21 protein-coding genes and 1 other annotated feature are annotated in these 24,669 nt (G+C 47.3%); of the genes, 16 read left to right on the plus strand and 5 right to left on the minus strand.

What is annotated here, in order from left to right; all coding sequences use genetic code 11:
• Positions 1-13 precede the first annotated feature (13 nt).
• The 4 genes from IO95_RS13430 to hxpB form a co-directional block, all read right to left on the minus strand.
• Positions 14-1,714: an alpha-keto acid decarboxylase family protein gene (locus IO95_RS13430; RefSeq protein WP_037385642.1), complete on the minus strand. Its 1,701-nt coding sequence runs from the start codon at positions 1,712-1,714 to the stop codon at positions 14-16.
• A 707-nt stretch (positions 1,715-2,421) separates the two neighbouring features.
• Complete coding sequence (locus tag IO95_RS13435) at positions 2,422-3,813, minus strand: L-cystine transporter (protein WP_037385762.1); 1,392 nt, start codon at positions 3,811-3,813, stop codon at positions 2,422-2,424.
• Between the two features lie 370 nt (positions 3,814-4,183).
• Positions 4,184-4,732 carry a metal-dependent hydrolase gene (locus IO95_RS13440; RefSeq protein WP_023489304.1) on the minus strand — a complete coding sequence of 183 codons (549 nt, stop codon included), beginning with the start codon at positions 4,730-4,732 and terminating at the stop codon, positions 4,184-4,186.
• Positions 4,733-4,944: 212 nt separating this feature from the next.
• Complete coding sequence (gene hxpB / locus IO95_RS13445; protein WP_023489303.1) at positions 4,945-5,610, minus strand: hexitol phosphatase HxpB; 666 nt, start codon at positions 5,608-5,610, stop codon at positions 4,945-4,947.
• 326 nt (positions 5,611-5,936) lie between these two features.
• Between hxpB and IO95_RS13450 the strand changes: the two genes are divergently transcribed.
• Positions 5,937-6,497: a YniB family protein gene (locus tag IO95_RS13450; protein ID WP_023489302.1), complete on the plus strand. Its 561-nt coding sequence runs from the start codon at positions 5,937-5,939 to the stop codon at positions 6,495-6,497.
• A 91-nt stretch (positions 6,498-6,588) separates the two neighbouring features.
• Here the strand turns inward: IO95_RS13450 and IO95_RS13455 are convergent, their stop codons facing one another.
• The gene (locus IO95_RS13455) at positions 6,589-7,458 is read right to left on the minus strand and encodes a fructosamine kinase family protein (protein ID WP_023489301.1); all 870 of its coding nucleotides are present in this window, start codon (positions 7,456-7,458) and stop codon (positions 6,589-6,591) included.
• Positions 7,459-8,170: 712 nt separating this feature from the next.
• Here IO95_RS13455 and IO95_RS13460 point away from each other — a divergent pair.
• From IO95_RS13460 to arnD, 15 genes are all read left to right on the plus strand, one after another.
• Positions 8,171-8,827, plus strand: coding sequence for a transglycosylase SLT domain-containing protein (locus IO95_RS13460; RefSeq protein WP_023490327.1), 657 nt, complete (start codon positions 8,171-8,173; stop codon positions 8,825-8,827).
• A 70-nt stretch (positions 8,828-8,897) separates the two neighbouring features.
• Entirely contained in the window at positions 8,898-9,782 is an 885-nt protein-coding gene (locus IO95_RS13465; protein ID WP_023490326.1) for a PHP domain-containing protein, read from the plus strand.
• 349 nt (positions 9,783-10,131) lie between these two features.
• Positions 10,132-12,060 (plus strand): threonine--tRNA ligase, encoded by a 1,929-nt coding sequence (gene thrS / locus IO95_RS13470; protein ID WP_023490325.1) that lies wholly within the window; start codon positions 10,132-10,134, stop codon positions 12,058-12,060.
• A gap of 3 nt (positions 12,061-12,063) precedes the next feature.
• Positions 12,064-12,615, plus strand: coding sequence for a translation initiation factor IF-3 (infC, locus tag IO95_RS24180; protein ID WP_072011676.1), 552 nt, complete (start codon positions 12,064-12,066; stop codon positions 12,613-12,615).
• 98 nt (positions 12,616-12,713) lie between these two features.
• Positions 12,714-12,911, plus strand: coding sequence for a 50S ribosomal protein L35 (rpmI, locus tag IO95_RS13480; protein ID WP_023490323.1), 198 nt, complete (start codon positions 12,714-12,716; stop codon positions 12,909-12,911).
• A gap of 44 nt (positions 12,912-12,955) precedes the next feature.
• Positions 12,956-13,312, plus strand: a complete 357-nt coding sequence (gene rplT, locus IO95_RS13485; protein ID WP_004963673.1) for a 50S ribosomal protein L20 — start codon at positions 12,956-12,958, stop codon at positions 13,310-13,312.
• A gap of 107 nt (positions 13,313-13,419) precedes the next feature.
• Positions 13,420-13,544: a sequence feature (Phe leader region), on the plus strand.
• A gap of 67 nt (positions 13,545-13,611) precedes the next feature.
• The gene (gene pheS, locus IO95_RS13490) at positions 13,612-14,595 is read left to right on the plus strand and encodes a phenylalanine--tRNA ligase subunit alpha (RefSeq protein ID WP_023490322.1); all 984 of its coding nucleotides are present in this window, start codon (positions 13,612-13,614) and stop codon (positions 14,593-14,595) included.
• Positions 14,596-14,609: 14 nt separating this feature from the next.
• Positions 14,610-16,997 (plus strand): phenylalanine--tRNA ligase subunit beta, encoded by a 2,388-nt coding sequence (gene pheT / locus IO95_RS13495; protein WP_023490321.1) that lies wholly within the window; start codon positions 14,610-14,612, stop codon positions 16,995-16,997.
• 4 nt (positions 16,998-17,001) lie between these two features.
• Positions 17,002-17,298 carry an integration host factor subunit alpha gene (gene ihfA, locus IO95_RS13500; RefSeq protein ID WP_023490320.1) on the plus strand — a complete coding sequence of 99 codons (297 nt, stop codon included), beginning with the start codon at positions 17,002-17,004 and terminating at the stop codon, positions 17,296-17,298.
• A 104-nt stretch (positions 17,299-17,402) separates the two neighbouring features.
• Complete coding sequence (gene btuC, locus IO95_RS13505; RefSeq protein WP_037385765.1) at positions 17,403-18,437, plus strand: vitamin B12 ABC transporter permease BtuC; 1,035 nt, start codon at positions 17,403-17,405, stop codon at positions 18,435-18,437.
• A gap of 138 nt (positions 18,438-18,575) precedes the next feature.
• Complete coding sequence (gene btuD, locus IO95_RS13510) at positions 18,576-19,331, plus strand: vitamin B12 ABC transporter ATP-binding protein BtuD (RefSeq protein ID WP_023490318.1); 756 nt, start codon at positions 18,576-18,578, stop codon at positions 19,329-19,331.
• Between the two features lie 342 nt (positions 19,332-19,673).
• Positions 19,674-20,828 (plus strand): UDP-4-amino-4-deoxy-L-arabinose aminotransferase, encoded by a 1,155-nt coding sequence (gene arnB / locus IO95_RS13515; RefSeq protein ID WP_023490317.1) that lies wholly within the window; start codon positions 19,674-19,676, stop codon positions 20,826-20,828.
• Positions 20,815-21,798 carry an undecaprenyl-phosphate 4-deoxy-4-formamido-L-arabinose transferase gene (gene arnC / locus IO95_RS13520; RefSeq protein WP_023490316.1) on the plus strand — a complete coding sequence of 328 codons (984 nt, stop codon included), beginning with the start codon at positions 20,815-20,817 and terminating at the stop codon, positions 21,796-21,798. The genes arnB and arnC overlap by 14 nt, the downstream gene beginning before the upstream one ends.
• A complete protein-coding gene (gene arnA / locus IO95_RS13525; protein WP_023490315.1) occupies positions 21,795-23,777 on the plus strand; it encodes a bifunctional UDP-4-amino-4-deoxy-L-arabinose formyltransferase/UDP-glucuronic acid oxidase ArnA in 1,983 nt (660 codons plus the stop codon). Before arnC ends, arnA begins: the two co-directional genes overlap by 4 nt.
• On the plus strand, positions 23,774-24,667 hold the full coding sequence (gene arnD / locus IO95_RS13530) for a 4-deoxy-4-formamido-L-arabinose-phosphoundecaprenol deformylase (RefSeq protein WP_023490314.1): 894 nt from the start codon (positions 23,774-23,776) through the stop codon (positions 24,665-24,667). The genes arnA and arnD overlap by 4 nt, the downstream gene beginning before the upstream one ends.
• The last annotated feature ends 2 nt before the right edge of the window (positions 24,668-24,669 follow it).

A 24,669-nucleotide genomic window follows, 5' to 3' on the forward strand; every position in this document is an offset into this window, starting at 1 on the left:
TGCGATGACGTTACTAATGCTTAACAACTAAATCATTTGAAGGATGAACAACACCATAATCAAAATTCATTGTTGCACGGCCTGAACGAACCATACCTTCACTCATATCTGTTTCTTTTAATTTCACTTCAATCAAAAATAGACCTTTTATAGTACGTGCTTTTTCAATAGCAGCATCCAATTCTGCTATGGTTTCTACTACAACACCTGTTCCGCCATTATTTTTATCTAACACTTTCGTCAAGCCAGCATAATCCCAGTCATTAACGTCATTATATTCACAGGTCGCACCCATAATTGAACGTTCAATGGTATAACCATTATTATTCAGCAGGAACATGGTCATATTCACTTTATTTCGCATGATGGTACTTAACTCTTGGGCTGTTAACTGATGTGAGCCATCGCCCTGCGATAGGATAACATGCCGGTCTGGTGCACCTAAAGCACATCCCAGAGCAGCCGGTAAGGCATAGCCAATTGAACCCCAATGTAACTGAGTCACATAAGTGGTATTTTTAGGAAAGGTGATACTACTTAGATTGGCGTTTGATGTGCCTGTTTCTGCAACCAATATGTCACCTTGGCGCAACATACCTTCAATTCTTTGCCATAATGCCGCCTCAAAAATATGTGAGGCCGGATCTGCTGACAGAGTTTGCTTAACTGTTGGTAATGGTTTGGTAAATGACTTCCGACTGATAGATGCTGATGTTAAGGCTTGCATCAAGTCCACCATATGGGTTGCATTGAATACCTTACCTCCAGGATTGCCACAACGAACCCAGAAGGGTTGGATCTGAATTTGTTTTGTAACTGGTGGCAGTTGACCGCTAAAATAACCAGTCGTATCATCTGAGTTACGTAGGCCAAAACCGAGTAAACAATCTGAGCTTTCAATTATTTCCTGTACACCATTATCACCCCAACTACCACAATAAAGGCCCACCACCATCGGATGATCATTAAGAATATTTCCAGCAACTGCCGTTGTATATGCAACAGGAATATTATGTTTTTCTGCACAAGCTAAAATTGTATTAATAGCATTCCAACGTAACGCAGGCAAATCAATCAATATAGCGGGGTTCTTTGCTTTATCAATACAAGCAGCAATATGTGCAGTTGCCGCTTGAAGCATTTCGACATTCTGATAGGGTTTACTCAGTTTGATTTTTTCTTCCGGCACTTCAATTTTTAAATGCGTTATATCAGAGGGTATAAAAATATGTACGGGCTTAAGTTGTTGGTAACACTCCAATAAAACTCTATCAATTTCACGCACTGCATTCTCTGGCGTTAACTCTGCTTGAGCTACTGTAAACTCAGAGACTGCACGTTGTATGTTACGTACTCCACCATCAAGTAAAGTGTGATGTGTCATAGTCCGATTATACTGTGCATGGATAGGCAAGGCACCGGAAACATGCACAACTGGAACATATTCTGCATAACAACCCGCAATGCCATTCAGTGCACTAAGATCACCGACGGCATATGTTGTTAAGATTGCCCCCATGCCGTGCATCCGTGCATAACCATCTGCCGCATAGGCTGCATTCAACTCATTGCAATTGCCAATCCAAGTTATCTCTTTCTGCTGTGTGACTTGATTCAGGAGGGAAAGATTAAAGTCACCCGGCACACCAAACATTTTATCAATGCCACACTCTGCCAAACGCCGAATAAGGAACTCTCCAATTGCCATTTCCATGTTTTTTTCCTTTTAAACTATTTAATTGTACAAAATTTCATTTGCATATGCGTGTTATACTTCAAGTTACTTGAGTATTGGCTATGGCTACTTGCCTCATCCCTGTAGGATCGCTGCAAGCAGCGTTCAAATCCACTCTAAGCAGACTTGTCACCCCAGTCACATAGCTGTCTATGATCCAAGGGTGTCCACAGCTTGCCGCGTGACTCGGCCATTTGGACCTCGCTCCTTTGGGTTCAGCGTTGTTGGAAACGCTGTGCGTTTTATCAAGCAACTTAAATCATTAACAGCACTTACTAATATATCATTCTAGTGAGGCTCACTAATCCTCATGGTAGCCGTATAAATTGTTAAAATTCGTTACAGTGATTAAATTTTATACTAAGTATGACGGGTATATATCCGAGTACTTGAAGACACTCGAGCAAACCTGTTATGAGGGAAGCGTGCTGAAGGGGGCAGAACAGCGTGAAGCACAGGAACGATCATCTGGGCGATTGCCCCGGGTATCTTGAACTCAACAAAAGTTTCGAGCAACTCTAGTTATTTAGGGTATCCTGCTCAGGGTATTGGCTATATCTGGTTGAAATTAAGCTTAATATGTAACAAACTCTGTCGCCATTCAGACAGCAGAGTTTGTCTATCTATCACCATTAGACCGTTGTGGCCTTCTAACGATAGTCATGTCGTACAATGATCAAAATACCCTATTGTTGGGTTAATTCTTTCTCATCTTCACTATCCATAATGCCTTTGTCTGTTTGTTTCATTAATTGACTGGTCACCGTTCCCGCCGTCATGGAGCCACTGACATTCAGTGCCGTTCTTCCCATATCGATCAGCGGTTCAACCGAAATCAATAAGGCTACCAGGGTAACAGGTAAGCCCATTGCAGGCAGAACGATCAGTGCAGCAAAAGTTGCACCACCACCCACACCAGCCACACCTGCGGAACTGATGGTAACGATGCCAACTAGCGTAGCTATCCACAGAGGGTCTAGCGGATTGATTCCCACCGTTGGGGCAACCATCACGGCCAGCATTGCCGGGTAGAGGCCTGCACAGCCGTTTTGACCGATGGTGGCACCAAAGGAGGCAGAAAAACTGGCGATTGATTCTGGTACACCCAGACGGCGAGTCTGTGCTTCCACGTTGAGCGGAATAGTGGCTGCACTTGAGCGACTGGTAAAGGCAAAAGTGAGCACTGGCCATACTTTACGAAAGAATTTCAGTGGGTTCACACCGGTAAAACTTAGCAGTAGGCCATGAACCACAAACATAATAGCCAAGCCAATGTAAGAGGCGACGACAAAACTGCCTAACTTAACGATGTCATGGAAATTGGACCCAGCAACCACTTTGGTCATCAATGCCAAGACACCGTAAGGGGTGAGTTTCATCACTAAACGCACCAACTTCATTACCCAGGCTTGCAAAGTATCGATTGCTGCCAGAACACTAACCCCCTTGGAATGATCATCTTTCAGCAACTGTAACGATGCTACACCCAAGAAGGCGGCGAAAATAACCACACTGATGATGGATGTAGGGTTGGCTCCCGTCAGGTCAGCAAACGGATTTTTCGGTATAAATGACAAAATCAACTGTGGGACGCTAAGATCAGCCACTTTGCCGGCATAGTTGGTTTCGATAGCGGACAAACGTGCCGTTTCCTGGGCACCTTGCACCAAACCTGATGCCGTCAAACCAAACAGATTGGTGATGAACACACCCACCAATGCGGCAATCAAGGTGGTGAACAATAGGGTACCAATTGTCAGTAAACTGATAGTGCCTAAAGCAGCGGCATTATGCAGTTTTGCCACTGCACTGAGAATAGAAACGAAAACCAATGGCATGATGATCATTTGCAGCAATTGCACATAACCATTACCAACGATGTTAAACCAACTGATAGACTCTTTCAGCAGCGGATTATCTGAGCCGTAAACCAGTTGCAGCCCTAACCCAAATACGACCCCAAGTACCAGGCCAGCCAACACTTTTTTAGCCAGACTCCATTGCTTATGGCGGGATTGTGCCAACAGCAATAGAAGGGCGGCAAAAACCATCACGTTTATTACGAGAGGTAGGTTCATCCCCATTATTTCTCCAATTATCTTTTTTGGTTGTAAAAGTGGTTACGCACAGACAGGCACCCCCATGCCTATTCAAGTTGCATGGGGCGGTTTGGTGACTCGGCCATCGTCAGGCTTTGCGCGGTTATTACCTGTGTACAATTCAACGGAACTGGCTGACAACAAGGCAAATATCGTAACAGTTTGCTAATCAACTCACTTATACCCAAGTAGAATTTGATATAACTTTTTATACAGAATCAGTGGCTTTATTGCCAGCAAAAAGGATATCTAGCCAAGTTTACCTCTGTGGTACGCCATAACCCTGTGACGCGAACCACAACGGAGCTGTACCTGCCTAGGGCAATTTCACGTTGCTCAGACCCAATGGCTATAAGCGGAAATTTTTAATTTGTTGCCAATATGACCCTATAGGCATGCTGTCATTGCCTGGCCAGTAAAGGGAAAATGCCACTAGGCACAGGCACAGAACCCGTTCTAACTGGTTGCCCTTTTGGGAATTGAGTAATGGCAGGCAGAAACGCCAGCGGCAGGGCCACAGCAAGGGGACGCCCGCCGGGGTAAGGGCATCTGCTAGCAGGTGACTAAAATAACCAATAATCATGGCATGCAATACATCGGCAGGAATGAGCCAACGTCCATACACATCTAATTGTAATAACAACATACCGCCGACGATAGCCAGCAGGCTATGAGTAAAACCCCGGTGACCAAAAATGCGTGCGATAGGGATCGCAATCCAGCGCAGACGCTGACCCAATAATGACTTGGGATGATCAATATCAGGTAATAATGAAGTCAGCAGGGCGGCGGGAATGATGTGCCACCAGTCACCATGGGCAAGTGTGTCTGTTACCGCTGTTTTCTTGGCGAAAATGATACAAGCAACGGAGAAGATGAGGTGGCCTTCCGCGGTCATACTTTTACATCCTGTGCAATTTACTGTTAATTTATCCAGTATATTGATTTTCTGACTGTCAGGAAAGCGCTTTCAGTGTAACTATTTGTTAGTATTGCTCTTTCATACTTTAAGTGCATTCGGGTTTACAGCGAGTGTTGCCAGCAGTCCAACCGCATCAATGGTGATGGGCAGAGTAAGAATGGGCACTGGCACAAGCCAGTGCTAGCAGGTCAGCTAAGGTGTTCTGAGGTTAATTGTTTCAGACTTTGCAGTTGATAGTCAGCTAAGGCCCAACGGGGGTCTTGGCGATATTCTGCCGGGGGGATAACTATTGAGCGCATACGGGCTGCTTTGGTAGCAATCATGCCATTGATGGAATCTTCCAAGGTAATGCAGCATTGTGGATCACTGTTCAGACGCTCAGCGGCGATCAAATAAACTTCCGGGTGGGGTTTACTGTAAGGTAAGTATTCGGCGGAAACCAGTTGGTCAAAATAACTTTCCAGATTAAACATTTTCAACACTTGTTGCTGCATGTGCAGCGGGGAGGCAGAAGCCAGGCCAATGTTTAAATCAAGGGACCGGCAAAGCTCCAGTGATTGTTGTACCCCGGGTAACAGTGGGCGCTTTTCTTGTACCAGTTCGATGGCCCGTTCAATAATGCGCTGGGCAACTTCCTCTTGGGAAACACCTTGCCACGGCATGGCCTGATACCACATTCTGACTACTTGATCGATCCTTAACCCCAGTGTATCTGGCAAATTATGGCGATCTGACAGATCCAGACCCAATGCGCCAAAAATATCCAGTTCCGCCTGAAGCCACAATGGCTCGGAGTCGATCAGTAAACCATCCATGTCGAAGATAGCCGTTGTTATTGGTTGAAAATATGCCATTAAATATTCACTCCTACAGTGCTGGTAGATACCCATAGTTTGATGTTTTCATCACTCTACCATTTTTACTCATCGGCGGCTTGCACAGCATCAAGTGGCAGAGCAAGCTATGTGAACATCGCATATGGCCAATCTCGGTATCGCTGGATAACGACAGGTAAGAAAACGGTGGGCGAGTTTGATGAACTGCGGGTAAACTGGTAATCAAGTTTATTCAAATGTAGCCATATCCTAGGAGGGTCAATCCTCCATTGATGCAACAAGGTTGTCGTTTATCGGTGATGGGTATAGCGCAATGAATAGTTACGTCCTTATAAGGGGAACTCATGACGTATCAACAGGCCGGGCGCGTTGCCATACTTAAGCGTATTTTTGGATGGGTTATTTTTATCCCCGCGTTGGTTTCGACACTGATTTCTTTATTGAATTTTGTCTATCAGCACAGTGAAAAATCCGCAGGACTTAATGCCGTTATGTTGGATTTTGCGCATGTTATGTTGGATATGGCACGGCTGAACTCACCATTTTTAAATGTCTTTTGGTACAACTCGCCAGTTCCTGATGCGGCTAACAGCTTGTTTGCTGGTGCAAACTTGATGTTTATCATTATCTACTTTCTGATCTTTGTCGGTCTGGCATTGCAAGCCTCGGGTGCGAGGATGTCGCGGCAGGTGAAGTTTATCCGTGAAGGTCTTGAAGATCAGATGATTTTAGAACGCGCTAAGGGAGACGAAGGGCAGACTCGGGAACAGTTAGAGGCGAAGGTCATTTTGCCGCACCATACCATTTTTTTGCAGTATTTCCCGTTGTATATTTTACCAATAATGATTGCGGTGGTGGCTTACTTTCTATTCAAGTTATTGGGGCAAATGGCAGGGGCGTCTTAATACCTTACAGGATAGGAAATCGGGCGCGGTGGGCGCCCTGATGGTTTATGGTTTTTTTGCCTGATGGTTTATGGTGTTTTTGCCTGATGGTTTATGGTTTTTTTGATTGTAACAACGCTTCCACCGCTCGTTGCGCGGTAACCAGATGCTGACCACCAAACAGGTTGCAGCGGTTAAGCAGATAGTAAAGTTGATACAGGGGTTGGCGTTCAATAAAACCGGCTTCCAAAGGCCATACGCTTTGGTAGCCATCATAAATTTGCGGGGGTAATTCAGGGTAAAGCGGTAGCATCGACAAATCACACTCCCGATCACCCCAATAGCAGGCAGGGTCAAACATAATTGGCCCATCGACAGCTTGTGCACAGTTAGCTGGCCAGAGATCGCCATGTAACAGAGAAGGTTGTGGCTGATGATGTTGTAGCCGCTGGTAGACGAGGTCAATAATGATGTCGATATCACCGAAAGTGATGCCTTTCTCTGCCGCCAATTGTAACTGCCAGCCGATGCGTTGTTCAGCAAAGAACTCACCCCAACGGCGTCGCCAGGTATTGGGTTGTGGCGTGGTGGAGAGCTCGTTATCAAAGTCGAGACCAAACTGAGGCTGTTCGCTCCATTGGTGTAGACGGGCGAGTTGTTGACCTAGACAATAGGCCCCATGAGCATCGAGCATTTTTAGTGGTTGGTATTCGAGTAGTAAAAAACTGTTATTACGATCACTACCAACACCATAGACTTCGGGTACCCGCACAGTTTTACTGCGAGCCAGTAGCGTTAGCTGGTCAGCTTCTGCGCTGAATATGGGTAACATTTCACGGGTATCGCATTTTACAAACACGTCGTTATTACCAAAGCGTAGGTACCATGCCGGATGAATTTCTCCTCCAGGTAGTTCTTTCTTTTCGCGGATTTCTGCGTTACCAAGGTGTTCACTTAATAGACGGCTAACGGCTTGCCACATAGTAATCCCCTTTTGTGTTACCTACGATTTCATTAGCTTAACGCTTTTTCTGCTGTGAAAACACGATGTGGCGCACAGCAACTCACTCTGCTGGCGTAAATATCATCATATGTTTAACAGACTATATACCATCGGCATGCCAGCGACTACAGTAGGTTGGCAACAACATGAGTCAGGGAGAGGGATAATGTTATTTACTCAAATAATAATTAACAATATCAATGTTATTAAGGGTAATCAGAGCAAAATAGGGCAAGTAAGCATAGGCACTGGAAATAATAGTACCGACTTGTAGTGGTAAGTTTTTATGTATCAATATGTAACCGCGTTATATCGTTATAATCGTCATAGTAGTCCAAGGGTATTACCTCAGATTTTAGCTTTATCAATCACCGATTCTCTTTAGTGATACTGTCAATTATCCTGTTGATTTATATATTATATTTAATTTTTGATGTGAATTTAAGACCTCAACAAGCCCTTTGTATATTGGCGGCATTGATAAAATTATTAAGGAATAGCTATTGGTATTGATGTCCTAGCTATGGCCAATTATCCATTTGGATAGGTTGAATACCTGCACGAAATGTGAGCTTTAAGATTGACTCATCAATCACCTCTTGGTATATGGGTACCCTGATAATAGAACCAAGCATCCTTAACCAGTTGTATCTACGAAGCAACTTATTACAAGGAGTGGGGGATTCTTTCTGTGAAAACAAAAATTGCCTGCCTAACGGCGATCATATTATTGGTCGGTTGCGCAAAAACACCGCAAACAACCAGCAACATAACAAGCAGTCCCGGTGGTTGGTTGAAGCCTCCTACGCAGATGCCCAATAATCGAACAGGAACACCGGTCGCTTATAACGATTATATTCGCCAGGCTGCCAGCAATTACGGCGTGGATGAGGCGTTAATTAAGGCGATCATTAAGGTAGAATCTGGGTTTAACCCGAATGCGGTCAGTACTTCTAATGCCGTGGGGTTAATGCAACTAAAATCGTCAACTGCTGGGCGCGATGTCTATCGTTTGAAGGGGAAAGATGGGCAGCCAAGTTCACGTGAGTTGAAGGACCCGGCAGTCAATATTGATCTGGGAACAGCCTATATCAATATTATTCAAAGCCAACAACTTGCCGGGATCACCAATCCGCAAACGCTGCACTATGCCACTATTGTCTCTTATGTTAACGGTGCTGGCGCAATGTTACGGACGTTTTCGCAGGATAAACGTGTGGCAGTAAACCGCATCAATCAGATGAGTCCGGATGAATTTTACCAGCATATCCAGAAGAGACACCCGGCACCGCAAGCACAGCGTTATTTATGGAAAGTGACCACGGCTTATAAGACGATGGTAGAGTAACTACCTATTAACATAACTGGTCACGATTAAGTGGCCAGTTTTGTTTTAGCAGACTGGGGAGTGACTATTGATGGACAAGATCGACCTACATATGCACTCCAGCTACAGTGATGATGCAGATTTTCCGGTTGAAACCGTTATCGCTCGCTGCCAAGCCAATGGCATCAGTACGTTAGCGATAACCGACCACAATAGCGCTTACTCGGTGCTGAAAGCCAAAACATTTGCTTCCCCCAGTCTGAATATACTCTCCGGCATTGAGATCGATTGTACCTTTGAAGGTCGTAACTTCCATCTGTTGGGATATGGGTTTACTCCCAGTGACGACTTCGTCACGATCCATAAGCATTTTAATGGTATCCAACGGGAACAGACGCCCAAAAAGTTTGAAAAACTGCGTGAATTAAATTTTTATCTTGATGAGCAACGGCTGGAACAGGTCTGTGGCGGTGCAATCCCACAAGAGGAACAGATGGGGGAGGTGATCCTGGAGGATCAGCGCAATGCGGATCACCCTCTGTTATTACCTTACCGTGCCGGTGGCAGCAGGTCGGATATGCCGCTGATCAACTTCTACTGGGATTTTTTTGGTCCAGGAAAGGTGTGTTATCTTCCGGTGACTTATCCTGCAATGAGCACGATGGTGGAGGTGATCCGTCACAATGGCGGGATACCGATTTTGGCACATATTGGTGCTAACGTTAAATCCCACCATAGCCAGGTGATTGACGATGTGCTCAAGATCGGGGTGATGGGGGTGGAGGTATTCTCAAGTTATCATTCACCAGAGTTGGCGGAGCAACTGTATCAATTTACTGTTGGCCGCTCGGCATTTGTAACTTGTGGCAGTGATTTCCACGGGCGTAACAAACCTAAAATCGAAGTTGGACAATGTGCCTATGGCCCGCAGCATCTTGCTGAAATAAAACGTTTTGTTTCTGCTGCCAGCGCATGAATCCCTTCTGTTCGGCTCGGTACAATAAAAGCGCTTAAGAACAGTACCGTCATTATCTGATATCAATAGCTTGTTAAGCCTCCCAAAACTCTTGATGAGAACCTCATCGGAATGAACCGATGTTGCCTGTATTCGGCTAAGTTGTTCTGTGACGCGTAGACAAATTTAGTGTTATTATTCATGCTGCTTTTATTAATTATTGAAAGCCTGCCGTTAGCGGCCTACCAGGTTATGTGCCAATCTGGCAATTGTGGGCGAGATATGACATATAACTTATTAATTACTAATCAAATATCTGTACTACATGTGATCTGTCGTGAGGGTCACCACTGTAGATAAGGAATTATTAATGCCCGTTATTACTCTTCCTGACGGAAGTCAGCGTCATTATGATCATGCCGTTTCTCCAATGGATGTTGCTCGTGATATTGGTCCTGGTCTGGCTAAAGCCTGTATTGCTGGCCGCGTAAATGGTGAATTGACCGATGCCAGCGATTTGATCGAATCCGATGCTCAGTTGGCTATCATCACGATAAAAGATGATGAAGGCGTAGAAATCATGCGTCACTCTTGTGCGCATTTGCTGGGTCATGCCATCAAACAACTGTGGCCAAATACTAAAATGGCCATTGGGCCAGTGATCGATAATGGTTTTTATTATGACGTTGATCTCGACCATACTCTGACGCAGGAAGATATTGATCTGCTGGAAAAGCGGATGCATGAATTGGCTGACAAAGATTATGACGTCATCAAGAAAAAGGTGAGTTGGCAGGAAGCGCGTGACACTTTTGCTGCCCGTGGTGAAAGCTATAAAGTGGCGATTTTGGATGAGAATGTCAGCCGTGATGACCATCCGGGCCTTTATCATCATGAAGAATATATCGACATGTGCCGTGGTCCGCACGTGCCGAATATGCGCTTTTGCCACCATTTCAAACTGCAGAAGACCTCAGGGGCTTACTGGCGTGGTGACAGCAAGAACAAAATGCTGCAACGTATTTATGGTACTGCCTGGGCAGATAAAAAGCAGTTGAACGCCTATTTGCAGCGCCTGGAAGAAGCCGCTAAACGTGACCACCGCAAAATTGGTAAACAGCTCGACCTTTACCATATGCAGGAAGAAGCACCGGGTATGGTGTTTTGGCATAACGATGGCTGGACCATTTTCCGTGAGCTGGAAGCTTTTGTCCGTATGAAGCTTAAAGAGTACCAGTATCAGGAAGTGAAAGGGCCGTTTATGATGGACCGTGTCCTTTGGGAGAAAACTGGGCACTGGGAAAACTATAAAGAAGCGATGTTTACCACATCGTCAGAAAACCGTGAATATTGCATTAAACCGATGAACTGCCCGGGTCATGTGCAAATCTTTAATCAAGGGTTGAAGTCTTACCGTGATTTGCCGCTGCGTATGGGTGAGTTTGGTAGTTGCCATCGTAATGAACCATCCGGTTCGCTGCATGGCTTGATGCGTGTCCGTGGTTTCACTCAGGATGATGCTCATATCTTTTGTACCGAAGATCAGGTTCGTTCAGAGGTGAATGACTGTATCAAGATGGTCTATGATATGTACGGTACCTTCGGTTTTGAAAAAATCGCAGTGAAACTCTCTACGCGTCCAGAGAAACGTATCGGTACGGATGAGATGTGGACCCGCGCTGAGGACGATCTGGCCGCTGCGCTGACTGAAAACGGTATTCCGTTTGAGTTTCAGCCAGGTGAAGGGGCCTTTTACGGACCAAAAATTGAATTTACCTTGCATGATTGTTTGGATCGCGCATGGCAATGTGGTACCGTGCAACTCGATTTCTTCTTACCAGGCCGTTTAGGCGCATCGTATGTCGGCGAAAACAACGAACGTCTGGTTCCGGTAATGATTCACCGTGCTATCTTGGGTTCCATGGAACGTTTCATTGGTATCCTTACCGAAGAATATGCCGGTTTCTACCCAACCTGGATTGCTCCAGTGCAGGTAGTGGTGATGAATATCACCGATAGTCAGTCTGATTATGTCCAGCAATTGACAAAAAAACTGCAAGATGCAGGCATTAGAGCAAAAGCGGACTTGAGAAACGAGAAGATTGGCTTTAAAATTCGCGAACATACTTTACGTCGGGTTCCTTACATGTTGGTGTGCGGTGATAAAGAAGTCGAAACAGGCAAAGTTGCCGTTCGTACTCGCCGCGGCAAAGACCTGGGAAGCCTGGATGTGAGTGACGTTATAGACAAGCTGCAAAAAGAGATCCGCAGCCGTAGTCTTCATCAACTGGAGGAATAAAGTATTAAAGGCGGAAAACGAGTTCAACCGGCGCGTCCAAATCGGATTAACAGAGAGATTCGCGCGCAAGAAGTTCGCCTAACAGGCGTCGATGGCGAGCAGATTGGTATTGTCAGTCTGAATGAAGCTCTTGAAAAAGCTGAGGAAGCAGGTGTTGATTTAGTAGAAATCAGCCCAAATGCCGAACCGCCAGTTTGCCGAATCATGGATTACGGCAAGTTCCTTTACGAGAAGAGTAAGTCGACTAAAGAACAGAAGAAGAAACAAAAAGTTATCCAGGTGAAGGAAATCAAATTCCGTCCTGGTACCGATGATGGCGACTATCAGGTCAAACTACGCAACCTGATTCGCTTTCTGGAAGATGGCGATAAAGCCAAAATCACCCTGCGTTTCCGTGGGCGTGAAATGGCGCACCAGCAGATCGGTATGGAAGTGCTTAACCGCGTCCGTAAAGACCTGTGTGATGATATTGATCTGGCAGTGGTCGAATCCTTCCCTACGAAGATCGAAGGCCGTCAGATGATCATGGTGCTCGCACCTAAGAAGAAACAGTAAGGCTTCCAAGTAATTTAACCTGCGCTGCGCTTGCGTTGTGCAGGTTTTATTCGCCTTATTGATTCGTTGTTTAACAATGCGAAGTGGATTTAATTAACATGCCAAAGATTAAAACTGTACGTGGTGCAGCCAAGCGCTTCAAAAAAACCGGGAGCGGTGGTTTTAAGCGTAAACATGCTAACCTGCGTCATATTCTGACCAAAAAATCAACCAAGCGTAAACGTCATCTGCGTCCGAAAGGCATGGTGTCTAAGAACGATCTGGTCCTGGTAATTGCGTGCTTGCCGTACGCATAAGCCGCTTTTTTTTGAATCAAGAATAAGACTTTAGGAGAGAGCATATGGCTCGCGTAAAACGTGGTGTAATTGCACGCGCACGTCACAAGAAGATTTTAAAGCAGGCGAAAGGTTACTACGGTGCCCGTTCGCGCGTATATCGTGTTGCCTTCCAGGCAGTAATCAAAGCAGGACAGTATGCTTACCGTGACCGTCGTCAACGTAAGCGTCAATTCCGTCAGCTGTGGATTGCACGTATTAACGCAGCTGCTCGTCAGAACGGCCTGTCTTACAGCAAGTTCATTAATGGCCTGAAAAAAGCCTCTATTGAAATTGACCGTAAGATCCTGGCTGATATCGCTGTATTTGACAAAGTGGCCTTTGGCGCACTAGTTGAAAAAGCGAAAGCAGCTCTGGCGTAAGAATAAGAAGAGGGAGCTTGCTCCCTCTTTTATCCTTGTTTCAGAGAGTAAATTGACATTTGTTGGCCGTAGCATAAGACAGGCCGATTTTTATTTAACAAGGTAATGCAAGTATGCACACTGCTATGTTCCGTTTCTTTTTTTCCTTTAGCGCCTGATTACAGGGGGCTTTGCGCGTAAGAAAAGAAACGAAAAATAGCGCTCAAGCCTCCCTCATGGAGGCTTTTTTGCTTTTGGTCATAGAACATAAATTATCAGTCATGACTTAGGGCCATATCGGCCAGAGGAAGAGGAACATAATGCCACATCTCGCAGAGCTGGTTGCTAAGGCAATAGCAGCCATAGAAGATGCCCAGGATGTTGCCGCGTTGGATTTGGTACGCGTCGAATATTTAGGCAAAAAAGGTCATTTTACCTTGCAGATGCAGTCACTACGGGATGTCCCCGCAGATGAGCGCCCGGCCGCTGGTGCAGTAATTAACCAGGCTAAACAGGATGTTCAGGATGCACTGAATACACGTAAGAATGCGTTGGAATCAGCCGTATTGAATGCGCGCTTGGCCGCAGAGACCATCGATGTCTCTTTGCCTGGTCGTCGCCTGGAGAATGGTGGTTTGCATCCGGTTAGCCGCACCATTGAACGTATTGAAACCTTTTTTGGTGAGCTGGGCTTTTCAGTAGAAACTGGGCCTGAAATTGAAGATGACTATCACAACTTTGATGCCTTGAATATTCCAGGGCACCACCCGGCACGGGCCGACCATGACACCTTCTGGTTTGATGCGACACGCCTGCTGCGTACTCAGACTTCCGGTGTGCAGATCCGCACCATGAAGAACCAGCAACCGCCAATTCGTATTATTGCGCCGGGTCGTGTGTACCGCAATGACTACGATCAGACACATACGCCAATGTTCCATCAGATGGAAGGCTTGATCGTTGACAAAAATATCAGCTTTACCAATCTGAAAGGAACGCTGCACGAATTCCTTAATAACTTCTTTGAAGAACATTTGCAGATCCGCTTCCGTCCTTCTTATTTCCCGTTTACCGAACCTTCAGCGGAAGTGGATGTGATGGGGAAAAATGGCAAATGGCTGGAAGTGTTAGGTTGCGGCATGGTGCACCCGAACGTGCTACGTAATGTTGGCATCGATCCAGAGATCTATTCTGGCTTCGCCTTCGGTATGGGCATGGAGCGCTTGACTATGTTGCGTTACGGTGTCACCGATTTGCGTGCATTTTTCGAAAATGACCTGCGTTTCCTCAAACAGTTTAAGTAAGGCGGGAATATCACATGAAATTCAGTGAACTCTGGTTGCGTGAGTGGGTAAACCCAGCCATCAGCAGCGAAGCATTATCCACTCAGATCACCATGGCAGGCCTTGAGGTAGATGGCGTTGAAGCCGTTGCCGGTGTTTTTGATGGTGTGGTGGTGGGGCATGTCGTGGAGTGCGGGCAGCATCCTAATGCCGATAAACTGCGTGTCACTAAAGTGGATGTCGGGGGTGAACGCCTGCTGGATATCGTTTGTGGGGCACCTAATTGCCGTACTGGCCTTAAAGTCGCGGTGGCTACCGTGGGCGCGGTGCTGCCAGGTGATTTCAAAATCAAGGCCGCCAAGTTACGGGGCGAACCGTCTGAAGGTATGTTGTGTTCATTTTCCGAATTAGCGATCTCCGATGATCATGATGGCATCATTGAATTGCCGCAAGATGCGCCAATTGGTACGGATATTCGTGATTACTTAAAGCTGAATGACAACGCAATCGAAATCAGTGTGACGCCAAATCGTGCCGATTGCCTGGGTATTATTGGTGTCGCGCGGGATGTTGCCGTATTGAACCAACTGCCGCTGAATGAGCCAGAGATGAGCCCGGTGGTTGCGACAATTTCTGATACGCTGCCAATCCGTGTAGAAGCGCCACAGGCGTGTCCACGTTATCTCGGTCGAGTAGTGAAGGGCATCAACGTAAAGGCACCTTCACCGCTTTGGATGCGTGAAAAACTGCGCCGCAGTGGTATTCGTTCTATTGATGCAGTGGTGGATGTTACCAACTATGTACTGATGGAGTTAGGTCAGCCGATGCACGCCTTCGATTTGAATCGCATTGAAGGTGGCATTGTGGTGCGTATGGCAAGTGTTGGGGAAACCTTGCGCCTGCTGGATGGTAACGAGGCCAAATTAAGCGCAGATACCTTAGTGATTGCCGATCATCAAAAAGCCCTGGCAATGGGCGGTATCTTTGGTGGCGAACATTCTGGTGTGAATGATGAAACGCAGGATGTATTGCTGGAGTGTGCTTTTTTCAATCCACTGGCCATTACTGGCCGAGCGCGTCGTCATGGCCTGCATACCGATGCTTCCCACCGCTATGAGCGCGGCGTGGATCCTGCATTGCAATACAAAGCCATGGAACGCGCAACAAGCTTGCTTATCGAAATCTGCGGTGGTCAGGCCGGCCCGGTGATTGATGTTACCGATGAAAACAGCTTACCAAAACGCGCCTCCATCCTGTTGCGTCGTGAAAAACTTGACCGTTTGATTGGTCATGTGGTGCCGAGCAATCAGGTGAGTGATATTTTGCGCCGTTTGGGTTGCCAGGTAACTGAGCAGGGTGATAATTGGCTGGCGGTTGCACCACGCTGGCGCTTTGATATGGAAATCGAAGAAGATCTGGTGGAAGAAGTTGCCCGTATTTATGGTTATAACAACATTCCCGATGTGCCAGTGCGTGCCGATTTAGTCATGTCTCAGCATCGTGAATCTGATCTGGACTTGAAGCGCGTGAAAACCATGTTGGTGGATCATGGCTTCCAGGAAGCAATTACTTACAGTTTTGTTGATCCGAAAGTGCAGGCATTACTGCACCCCAATGAAGAGGTGCTGATCCTGCCAAGCCCTATTTCCGTTGATATGTCGGCAATGCGTCTCTCGTTGTGGACGGGGTTGCTGTCAGCGGTGGTATATAACCAGAATCGTCAACAGACACGTGTACGCCTGTTTGAAAGCGGGTTGCGCTTTGTGCCTGATACTCATGCTGATCTGGGTATCCGTCAGGATGTCATGCTGGCAGGGGTGATCGCTGGGCATACACACGAAGAACATTGGGATCTGGCAAGAAAGCCTGTGGACTTCTATGATTTAAAAGGCGATCTGGAATCTGTATTAGAATTGACAGGTAAATTATCTGACATTCAGTTCAAATCGGAGGCCAATCCCGCATTACATCCAGGGCAGAGTGCTGCAATTTATTTGCAGGGTGAGCGCATCGGTTTCATCGGTGTAATTCACCCAGAACTTGAGCGTAAACTGGATCTTAACGGCAGAACAGTGGTATTTGAACTGGAGTGGAACAAGGTCGCGACCCGCGCTGTGCCTCAGGCGCGTGAGGTTTCCCGCTTCCCTGCAAACCGCCGTGATATTGCTGTCGTAGTGGCTGAAAACGTCGCGGCAGAAGATATTTTGGCAGAGTGCAAGAAAGTTGGCGTAAATCAGATAGTTGGCGTAAACTTGTTCGATGTGTACCGTGGCAAAGGCGTAGCAGAGGGTTACAAGAGCTTGGCTATCAGTCTGATATTGCAGGATAATGCCCGTACACTGGAAGAAGAGGAGATTGCCTCTACCGTTGCGAAATGTGTAGAGGCGCTAAAACAGCGGTTCCAAGCATCCTTGAGGGATTGAACCTATGGCGCTTACTAAAGCTGAAATGTCAGAACACCTGTTTGAAAAGCTTGGGCTTAGCAAACGGGACGCCAAAGACCTGGTAGAACTGTTCTTTGAAGAAGTCCGTCGGGCTTTGGAGAATGGGGAACAAGTGAAACTATCGGGTTTTGGTAATTTTGATTTGCGAGATAAAAACCAACGTCCGGGACGCAATCCGAAAACCGGTGAAGACATTCCGATTACGGCGCGTCGTGTGGTCACCTTCCGTCCGGGTCAGAAACTGAAAAGCCGGGTTGAGAATGCGAACCCGAAAGAGTAAGTTGGATTAAACCAAAAAGGCCGCGTCTGCGGCCTTTTTCTTATGGGAAATATGAGGACTGGGAGCTTGGCGCTATGTCTGCCAATAACACGTCTGCCAATAACATGCCAACCAATCACACGCCAAATAACACACCAACCAATCACACCTTCACTTGGTTGCAACAAAATCAGCAGCGCCTTGATAAGCGTTATTTGTTGTTATTGATGCTGGCAATGTTAGTGGTTTTTATTCTCAGCTTAAGTGCGGGAGATATCTGGATCTGGCCCTCACAGTGGTTCAGTGAATCAGCCCAACTATTTGTTTGGCAGTTGCGTCTGCCACGTGCATTAGCGGTGATGGTGGTCGGCGCGAGTCTGGCAGTAGCGGGAGCGGCGATGCAGGCAGTGTTTGAAAATCCGTTGGCAGAACCCGGTTTACTCGGGGTGGCGAATGGTGCTGGTGTGGCGTTAGTACTGGCTGTTCTGTTGGGGCATGGCTTGCTCCCTGTCATATTACTGAGTTTGAGTGCCATTGGCGGTGCGCTGACCATGACTTTTCTGCTGCTGGGTTTTGCCTTGCGCCATCGCTTGAGCAATGCCCGTTTGCTGTTGGTGGGGGTTGCGTTGGGGATGGTATGCAGCGCAGTGATGATCTGGGCGGTTTATTTTAGCTCAAGCCTTGATCTGCGCCAATTGATGTATTGGATGATGGGGGGATTTGGCGGAGTGGATTGGCGGCAGAAGTGGCTATTATTGTTGCTGTTACCGGTGCTGGTCTGGTTATGCTTGCAAGGTTCGGTGTTAAACATGATGGCACTGGGTGAGGTACAAGCCAGGCAGTTGGGGCTTTCTATTCACCTTTGGCGCAATCTTATCGTGCTGGCTATTGGTTGGCTGGTCGGTACCAGCGTGGCTTTAGCGGGCGTTATTGGTTTTGTTGGGCTGGTTATTCCGCATATTTTGCGTTTGACGGGGTTGACTAACCAACGTTTCCTGTTGCCGGGTTGCGCTTTGGCCGGGGCTGGAGTGCTATTGGCTGCTGATGTGGTCGCACGTGTTGTACTTTTTTCATCAGAATTACCTATCGGTGTGGTGACCGCGACATTGGGCGCACCGGTATTTATCTGGTTGTTGATTGGGACAAAAAATGTCAGATAACTATGCCAGATAACTATGCCAGATAACTATGCCAGATAACTATGCCAGATAACTATGCCAGCCAGCCAGCCAGTGGTACGGTGCAAAAGTTAACGGGCATAACCAACAACCTCTGTTGACGTAAGGAATATCACGAATATGCTGCAATTGAGTCAGGCGGGTGTGGCAGGGCGTTTGACCCCCTTTTCTGGGCAGATTGCCGCTGGGGTACAACTCCATTTGGTCGGTCCAAATGGCGCAGGGAAAAGCACCTTGTTGGCACGGTTAGCGGGAATATTGCCGGGCGTAGGTGAAATCCGCTTATCAGGGGTGCCAATCGATGAGTATTCAGCCAATCAACTGGCCAGATACCGCGCTTACCTTTGCCAGCAACAACCTCCAATGGCACTGATGACGGTATTTCAATACCTCGCACTACATCAACCGACTGGATCAGATGAAAGTCATTTGGAAGAGGCGATTTGCTACCTGACACAAAGCCTCAAACTTGAGGATAAGTTGCCGCGTATGCTGACACAACTTTCCGGTGGGGAATGGCAACGTGTTCGTCTGGTTGCGGTACTGCTGCAGGTTTGGCCGACGGTGAATCCGCAAAGCCAACTATTGCTACTTGATGAACCCACCAACAGCCTGGATATTGCTCAGAAAATGGCGCTGGACAGGCTGCTAGGTGAACTTTGCCATAGTGGCCGTACTGCCTTGGTGTGTGCACATGACCTTAACCATACATTACAGCAGGCAGACCAGATATGGCTGCTATATCAGGGGCGTTTGGTGGCCCAGGGCCGTGCGCAGGAAGTGATGGTGCCAGCGTTATTATCCGATGTTTATGGTATTGATTTTCATCTACAGGCGTTAGGTGATCAAAATTGGCTGATAGCCAAGGCGCTGTAACTATTACTAGGCGTTGGTTATCCTTGTGCACTGAGGTCACTTAAGTGTGGGCATATATTTAAAGAGTATCTGAAAAACCCGGTTAAAAAACTATTTAATATTGAATGATTCGAGTTTCGTGCTACGATGGAAGCTCTAAGCTAGAATTAAGTAAATAATTATTATAGCATAAAAATATTTTTCAAATTTTTAGCGATATCTATCGGTAATACAGGTAGTTAGCTCCTTTCTTGAAAATAGCCTGTTCGATCTATCTGGGATCACTCTCTGATGTTTACCACTTGTTAAACATTAGAGCTTTACCGTGGCTTAACGAATTTTTGAGATGTTTGGGGTTTAATTATGGATCAATTTCTACCTTTTTCGCGCCCAGCGATTGGTGATGAAGAGATTGCGGCAGTAGAAAAGGTATTACGTTCCGGCTGGATCACTACCGGGCCGCAAAATCAGCAATTAGAAAGTGAGTTTTGCAAAACGTTTGGATGTAAACACGCAATTGCTGTCTGCTCCGCTACTGCGGGTATGCATATCACCTTGATGGCATTAGGAATAGGGCCAGGCGATGAGGTGATCACCCCTTCCCAGACCTGGGTGTCTACCATCAATATGATCGAACTGCTTGGCGCAACGCCGGTGATGATCGATGTGGATCACGATACGTTGATGGTTAGCGCTGCGGATGTTGAGTCTGCCATTACTGCACGGACTAAAGCCATTATCCCGGTTCATTATGCGGGGGCGCCACTACCGATAGCGGCGTTACGCGAAGTGGCCCAACGCCATAATATCCCTTTGATCGAAGATGCCGCCCATGCAGTGGGGACGCGTTTCAATGGGGAGTGGGTTGGCGCACGTGGCACAGCGATTTTTTCTTTCCATGCCATCAAGAATCTGACTTGTGCTGAAGGTGGCTTGATTGCCACTGATAACGATGCGCTGGCTGATCGCTTGCGTTGTTTGAAATTTCATGGCTTGGCTGTTGATGCTTTTGACCGTCAATTGCAGGGGCGTAAACCACAGGCCGAGGTGATTGAACCGGGTTATAAATATAACCTTTCTGATATCCATGCCGCCATTGCCGTGGTACAACTGGCTCGGTTGCCTGAGCTTAACGCGCGGCGCAAAGTGTTGGCTGAACGCTACCTCAGCGCACTGAAAGATTCCCCATTTCAGCCTTTAGGGTTGCCCGATTATCCCCATGATCATGCGTGGCATCTGTTTATGATCCGTGTTGATGCACAACGTTGTGGCATTGAGCGTGATCAATTGATGGAGCGCTTGAAAGAGGTGGGGGTGGGGACGGGTTTGCATTTCCGCGCTGCCCACACGCAAAAATATTATCGTGAACGCTATCCAGATCTCTCTTTGCCGAATACTGAGTGGAATTCAGCGCGCTTATGCACGTTACCGCTATTCCCGGATATGACAGAAGCAGATGTTGACCGCGTCGTAAATGCCTTATTTTCTATTCTGGAGTCTTCACGTGTCTCGCTTTGAACCGATTAAAAAAGTGTCGGTGGTGATACCGGTATTTAATGAGCAGGAAAGTTTGCCTGCATTACTGGAGCGCACCACCACCGCCTGTAAGCAATTATCACAACCCTATGAAATCATTTTGGTTGATGATGGTAGCAGTGATAACTCAGCCGAGATGCTGACCGCAGCGGCGGAGCAGCCGGATAGCTGTATTATCGCGGTATTACTCAATCGTAACTATGGTCAGCACTCTGCCATTATGGCGGGTTTTAATCAGGTCAGTGGTGACCTGGTGATCACACTGGATGCTGACCTGCAAAATCCACCAGAAGAAATTCCTCGGTTGGTTAGTGTGGCAGAAGAGGGCTATGACGTCGTCGGTACGGTGCGTGCCAACCGTCAGGATTCTTGGTTCCGCAAAACGGCCTCGCGTGTGATTAATATGATGATCCAGCGAGCCACCGGTAAATCCATGGGGGATTACGGTTGCATGTTGCGGGCTTATCGTCGCCATATCATTGATGCAATGCTGCATTGCCATGAGCGCAGCACCTTTATCCCGATTCTGGCGAATACGTTTGCGCGCTGTACAACAGAGATTGAAGTGAGCCATGCAGAGCGTGAGTTTGGTGAATCCAAATACAGCCTGATGAAGCTGATTAATCTCATGTATGACCTGGTGACCAGCCTGACCACCACACCACTGCGTTTGCTTAGTGTTGTCGGTAGTGTGATTGCGTTGTCCGGGTTTGTGTTGGCGATATTGTTGCTGGTACTGCGCTTGATTTTAGGCCCGGATTGGGCCGTTGGCGGTGTATTCACCCTGTTTGCCGTGCTGTTTACCTTTATTGGTGCACAGTTTATCGGTATGGGATTGCTGGGGGAGTATATCGGTCGTATTTATAACGATGTTCGTGCTCGCCCACGTTATTTTGTTCAGAAAGTAGTCGGTGCTAAGCAGGCCCAAAATACTCAGGAAGAAGAAAGATGAAAGCCATTGTATTTGCTTACCACGATATCGGCTGTGCCGGCTTAAAAGCAGTCACTGAAGCGGGCTATGATGTGCAGGCTGTTTTTACACATACCGATGATCCTGGTGAGAACAACTTCTTCTCCTCTGTAGCGCGTCAAGGGGCGGAGCTTGATCTGCCTGTCTATGCACCAGAAGATGTGAATCACCCGCTGTGGGTCGAACGTATACGTGAACTGCAGCCAGATATTATTTTCTCTTTTTATTACCGCAACATGCTGGGGGAGGAGATCCTCTCTCTGGCCCCGCAAGGTGGCTTGAATCTGCATGGTTCACTGTTGCCAAAATATCGTGGTCGTGTACCCATTAATTGGGCCGTATTGAACGGGGAAACGGAAACCGGGGCAACGCTACACAAGATGGTTAAGCGCCCAGATGCAGGTGATATTGTTGGTCAGCATAAAGTGACCATTACCGAAGATGACACCGCCTTGACGCTTCACAAGAAAGTGTTGGAAGCTGCTAAGGTCGTCTTGGCAGAGCAGTTGCCTAAGCTGAAGAACGGCACGGCGATCTTTACTCCGCAAAACGAAGCGCAAGCCAGTTATTTTGGTCGCCGTACTGCGGCTGACGGTGAGATCCAGTGGCATAAATCTGCCCGTGAGCTCAACAATCTGGTGCGTGCCGTAACCGAACCCTATCCCGGTGCCTTCAGCTATCTTGGGCAACGGCAGTTGATTGTCTGGCGTTCACGTGTGTTGAATATGCAACATGACAAACAACCTGGCACAGTGCTAAGCACATCACCGTTGGTTATTGCCTGTGGTGAAGGGGCACTGGAAATCGTCGCTGGGCAAAGTGAGTCCGGTTTATACGTGCAGGGTAGCCGCTTGGCGCTGGAAATGGGCATTGTCACTGATGTCCACTTGTCACCAAAGGCTAGTGTTACCAAGAAGCGTAGAACACGTGTACTGATCCTCGGGGTTAATGGCTTTATTGGTAATCACTTGACCGAGCGTTTGCTGCGTGAAGATCAGTATGATATTTACGGCCTGGATATCGGTTCTGATGCTATCAGCCGTTTCCTGGATAACCCACGTTTCCACTTTGTGGAAGGGGATATCAGTATTCACTCGGAGTGGATCGAATATCACATCAAGAAATGTGATGTGATATTGCCACTGGTAGCTATTGCTACGCCGATTGAGTATACCCGTAACCCGCTACGTGTTTTCGAACTGGATTTTGAAGAGAACCTGAAAATCGTCCGTGACTGCGTGAAATACAACAAACGCATTATCTTCCCATCCACATCCGAAGTTTACGGTATGTGTGATGACAAAGAGTTTGATGAGGACAATTCGCGTCTCATCGTTGGGCCGATCAACAAGCAGCGTTGGATTTACTCGGTTTCCAAGCAATTGCTGGATCGTGTCATCTGGGCTTATGGTGTCAAAGAAGGGTTGAAGTTCACGTTATTCCGTCCATTTAACTGGATGGGCCCACGTTTAGATAACCTGGATGCCGCACGTATCGGTTCTTCCCGTGCGATCACTCAGTTGATCCTTAATCTGGTTGAAGGTTCACCGATTAAACTGGTGGACGGTGGTGAGCAGAAACGTTGCTTTACTGATATCAATGACGGTATTGAAGCGTTGTACCGCATTATTGAAAACCGTGATGGTCAGTGTGATGGACAAATTATCAACATCGGCAACCCGGCTAACGAAGCGAGTATTCGTGAATTGGCGGAAATGTTGTTGGCTAGCTTTAACGCGCATCCACTGCGCGGCAATTTCCCACCTTTTGCCGGGTTTAAGGATATAGAGAGTAGCGCTTATTACGGTAAAGGCTATCAGGACGTTGAACACCGTACTCCAAGCATCAAAAACGCTCGCCGTTTGCTGGACTGGCAGCCAACGATTGCCATGCAGCAAACCGTTGCCGATACGCTGGACTATTTCCTGCGTACTACGGTAACGGAAGGTAATGATGCATGAAGAAGGTTGGCCTACGCGTTGATGTAGATACCTTTAGCGGTACCCGTGATGGGGTACCGCGACTACTGGAACTGTTTAATAATTATGGTATTCAGGCCAGTTTCTTCTTCAGTGTCGGGCCAGACAACATGGGGCGCCATTTGTGGCGCCTGCTTCGGCCTCAATTCCTGCTAAAAATGTTGCGTTCCAATGCGGCCTCGCTGTATGGCTGGGATATTCTATTGGCAGGCACTGCCTGGCCAGGGCGGATTATTGCCAAAACCCAAGGGCCGGTTATCAAGCGTACCGTGGTAGCTGGTCATGAAGTGGGGCTGCATGCCTGGGACCATCAAGGCTGGCAGGCGCGTGTCGCTCGTTGGTCAGAAGCCGAATTGGCTCGTCAGATTCAGTTAGGGGTTGATGCCTTGGTCGCTTGCATCGGCCAACCGGTTAGCTGTTCTGCGGTGGCCGGGTGGCGAGCTGACCAGCGGGTGGTTGAGGTGAAACAAGAATTTGCTTTTCAGTACAACAGTGATTGCCGTGGCACCCATCCGTTCCGTCCATTATTAGCCAATGGGCAGCACGGGACGGTACAAATTCCCGTTACTCTCCCTACCTTTGATGAAGTGATAGGGCGTGACGTCAGCATGGCAGATTTTAATGATTACATTTTGCGTGCCATTGAAAATGATGCGGGCGTGCCGGTGTATACCATTCATGCTGAAGTCGAGGGGATGTCGCAGTCAGCCATGTTTGAACAGTTATTACAGCGTGCCAGACAGCAAGAGATTGAATTCTGCCCGCTCAGCAACTTATTACCGCAAGATACCGCATCACTGCCGTTAGGTTATATAACCCGTGCGCCGTTTCCTGGCCGTGAAGGTTGGCTAGGTTGTCAAACGGAAATATAGGA

The sequence above is a fragment of the Serratia sp. DD3 genome, from assembly GCF_000496755.2.

Coding starts and splice junctions, on each gene's coding strand:
- IO95_RS13430 (WP_037385642.1), bottom strand. CDS start 1,714: ATGGAAATGGCAATTGGAGAGTTCCTTATTCGGCGTTTGGCAGAGTGT.
- IO95_RS13435 (WP_037385762.1), bottom strand. CDS start 3,813: ATGAACCTACCTCTCGTAATAAACGTGATGGTTTTTGCCGCCCTTCTA.
- IO95_RS13440 (WP_023489304.1), bottom strand. CDS start 4,732: ATGACCGCGGAAGGCCACCTCATCTTCTCCGTTGCTTGTATCATTTTC.
- hxpB (WP_023489303.1), bottom strand. CDS start 5,610: ATGGCATATTTTCAACCAATAACAACGGCTATCTTCGACATGGATGGT.
- IO95_RS13450 (WP_023489302.1), top strand. CDS start 5,937: ATGACGTATCAACAGGCCGGGCGCGTTGCCATACTTAAGCGTATTTTT.
- IO95_RS13455 (WP_023489301.1), bottom strand. CDS start 7,458: ATGTGGCAAGCCGTTAGCCGTCTATTAAGTGAACACCTTGGTAACGCA.
- IO95_RS13465 (WP_023490326.1), top strand. CDS start 8,898: ATGGACAAGATCGACCTACATATGCACTCCAGCTACAGTGATGATGCA.
- thrS (WP_023490325.1), top strand. CDS start 10,132: ATGCCCGTTATTACTCTTCCTGACGGAAGTCAGCGTCATTATGATCAT.
- rpmI (WP_023490323.1), top strand. CDS start 12,714: ATGCCAAAGATTAAAACTGTACGTGGTGCAGCCAAGCGCTTCAAAAAA.
- rplT (WP_004963673.1), top strand. CDS start 12,956: ATGGCTCGCGTAAAACGTGGTGTAATTGCACGCGCACGTCACAAGAAG.
- pheS (WP_023490322.1), top strand. CDS start 13,612: ATGCCACATCTCGCAGAGCTGGTTGCTAAGGCAATAGCAGCCATAGAA.
- pheT (WP_023490321.1), top strand. CDS start 14,610: ATGAAATTCAGTGAACTCTGGTTGCGTGAGTGGGTAAACCCAGCCATC.
- ihfA (WP_023490320.1), top strand. CDS start 17,002: ATGGCGCTTACTAAAGCTGAAATGTCAGAACACCTGTTTGAAAAGCTT.
- btuC (WP_037385765.1), top strand. CDS start 17,403: ATGCCAACCAATCACACGCCAAATAACACACCAACCAATCACACCTTC.
- btuD (WP_023490318.1), top strand. CDS start 18,576: ATGCTGCAATTGAGTCAGGCGGGTGTGGCAGGGCGTTTGACCCCCTTT.
- arnB (WP_023490317.1), top strand. CDS start 19,674: ATGGATCAATTTCTACCTTTTTCGCGCCCAGCGATTGGTGATGAAGAG.
- arnA (WP_023490315.1), top strand. CDS start 21,795: ATGAAAGCCATTGTATTTGCTTACCACGATATCGGCTGTGCCGGCTTA.
- arnD (WP_023490314.1), top strand. CDS start 23,774: ATGAAGAAGGTTGGCCTACGCGTTGATGTAGATACCTTTAGCGGTACC.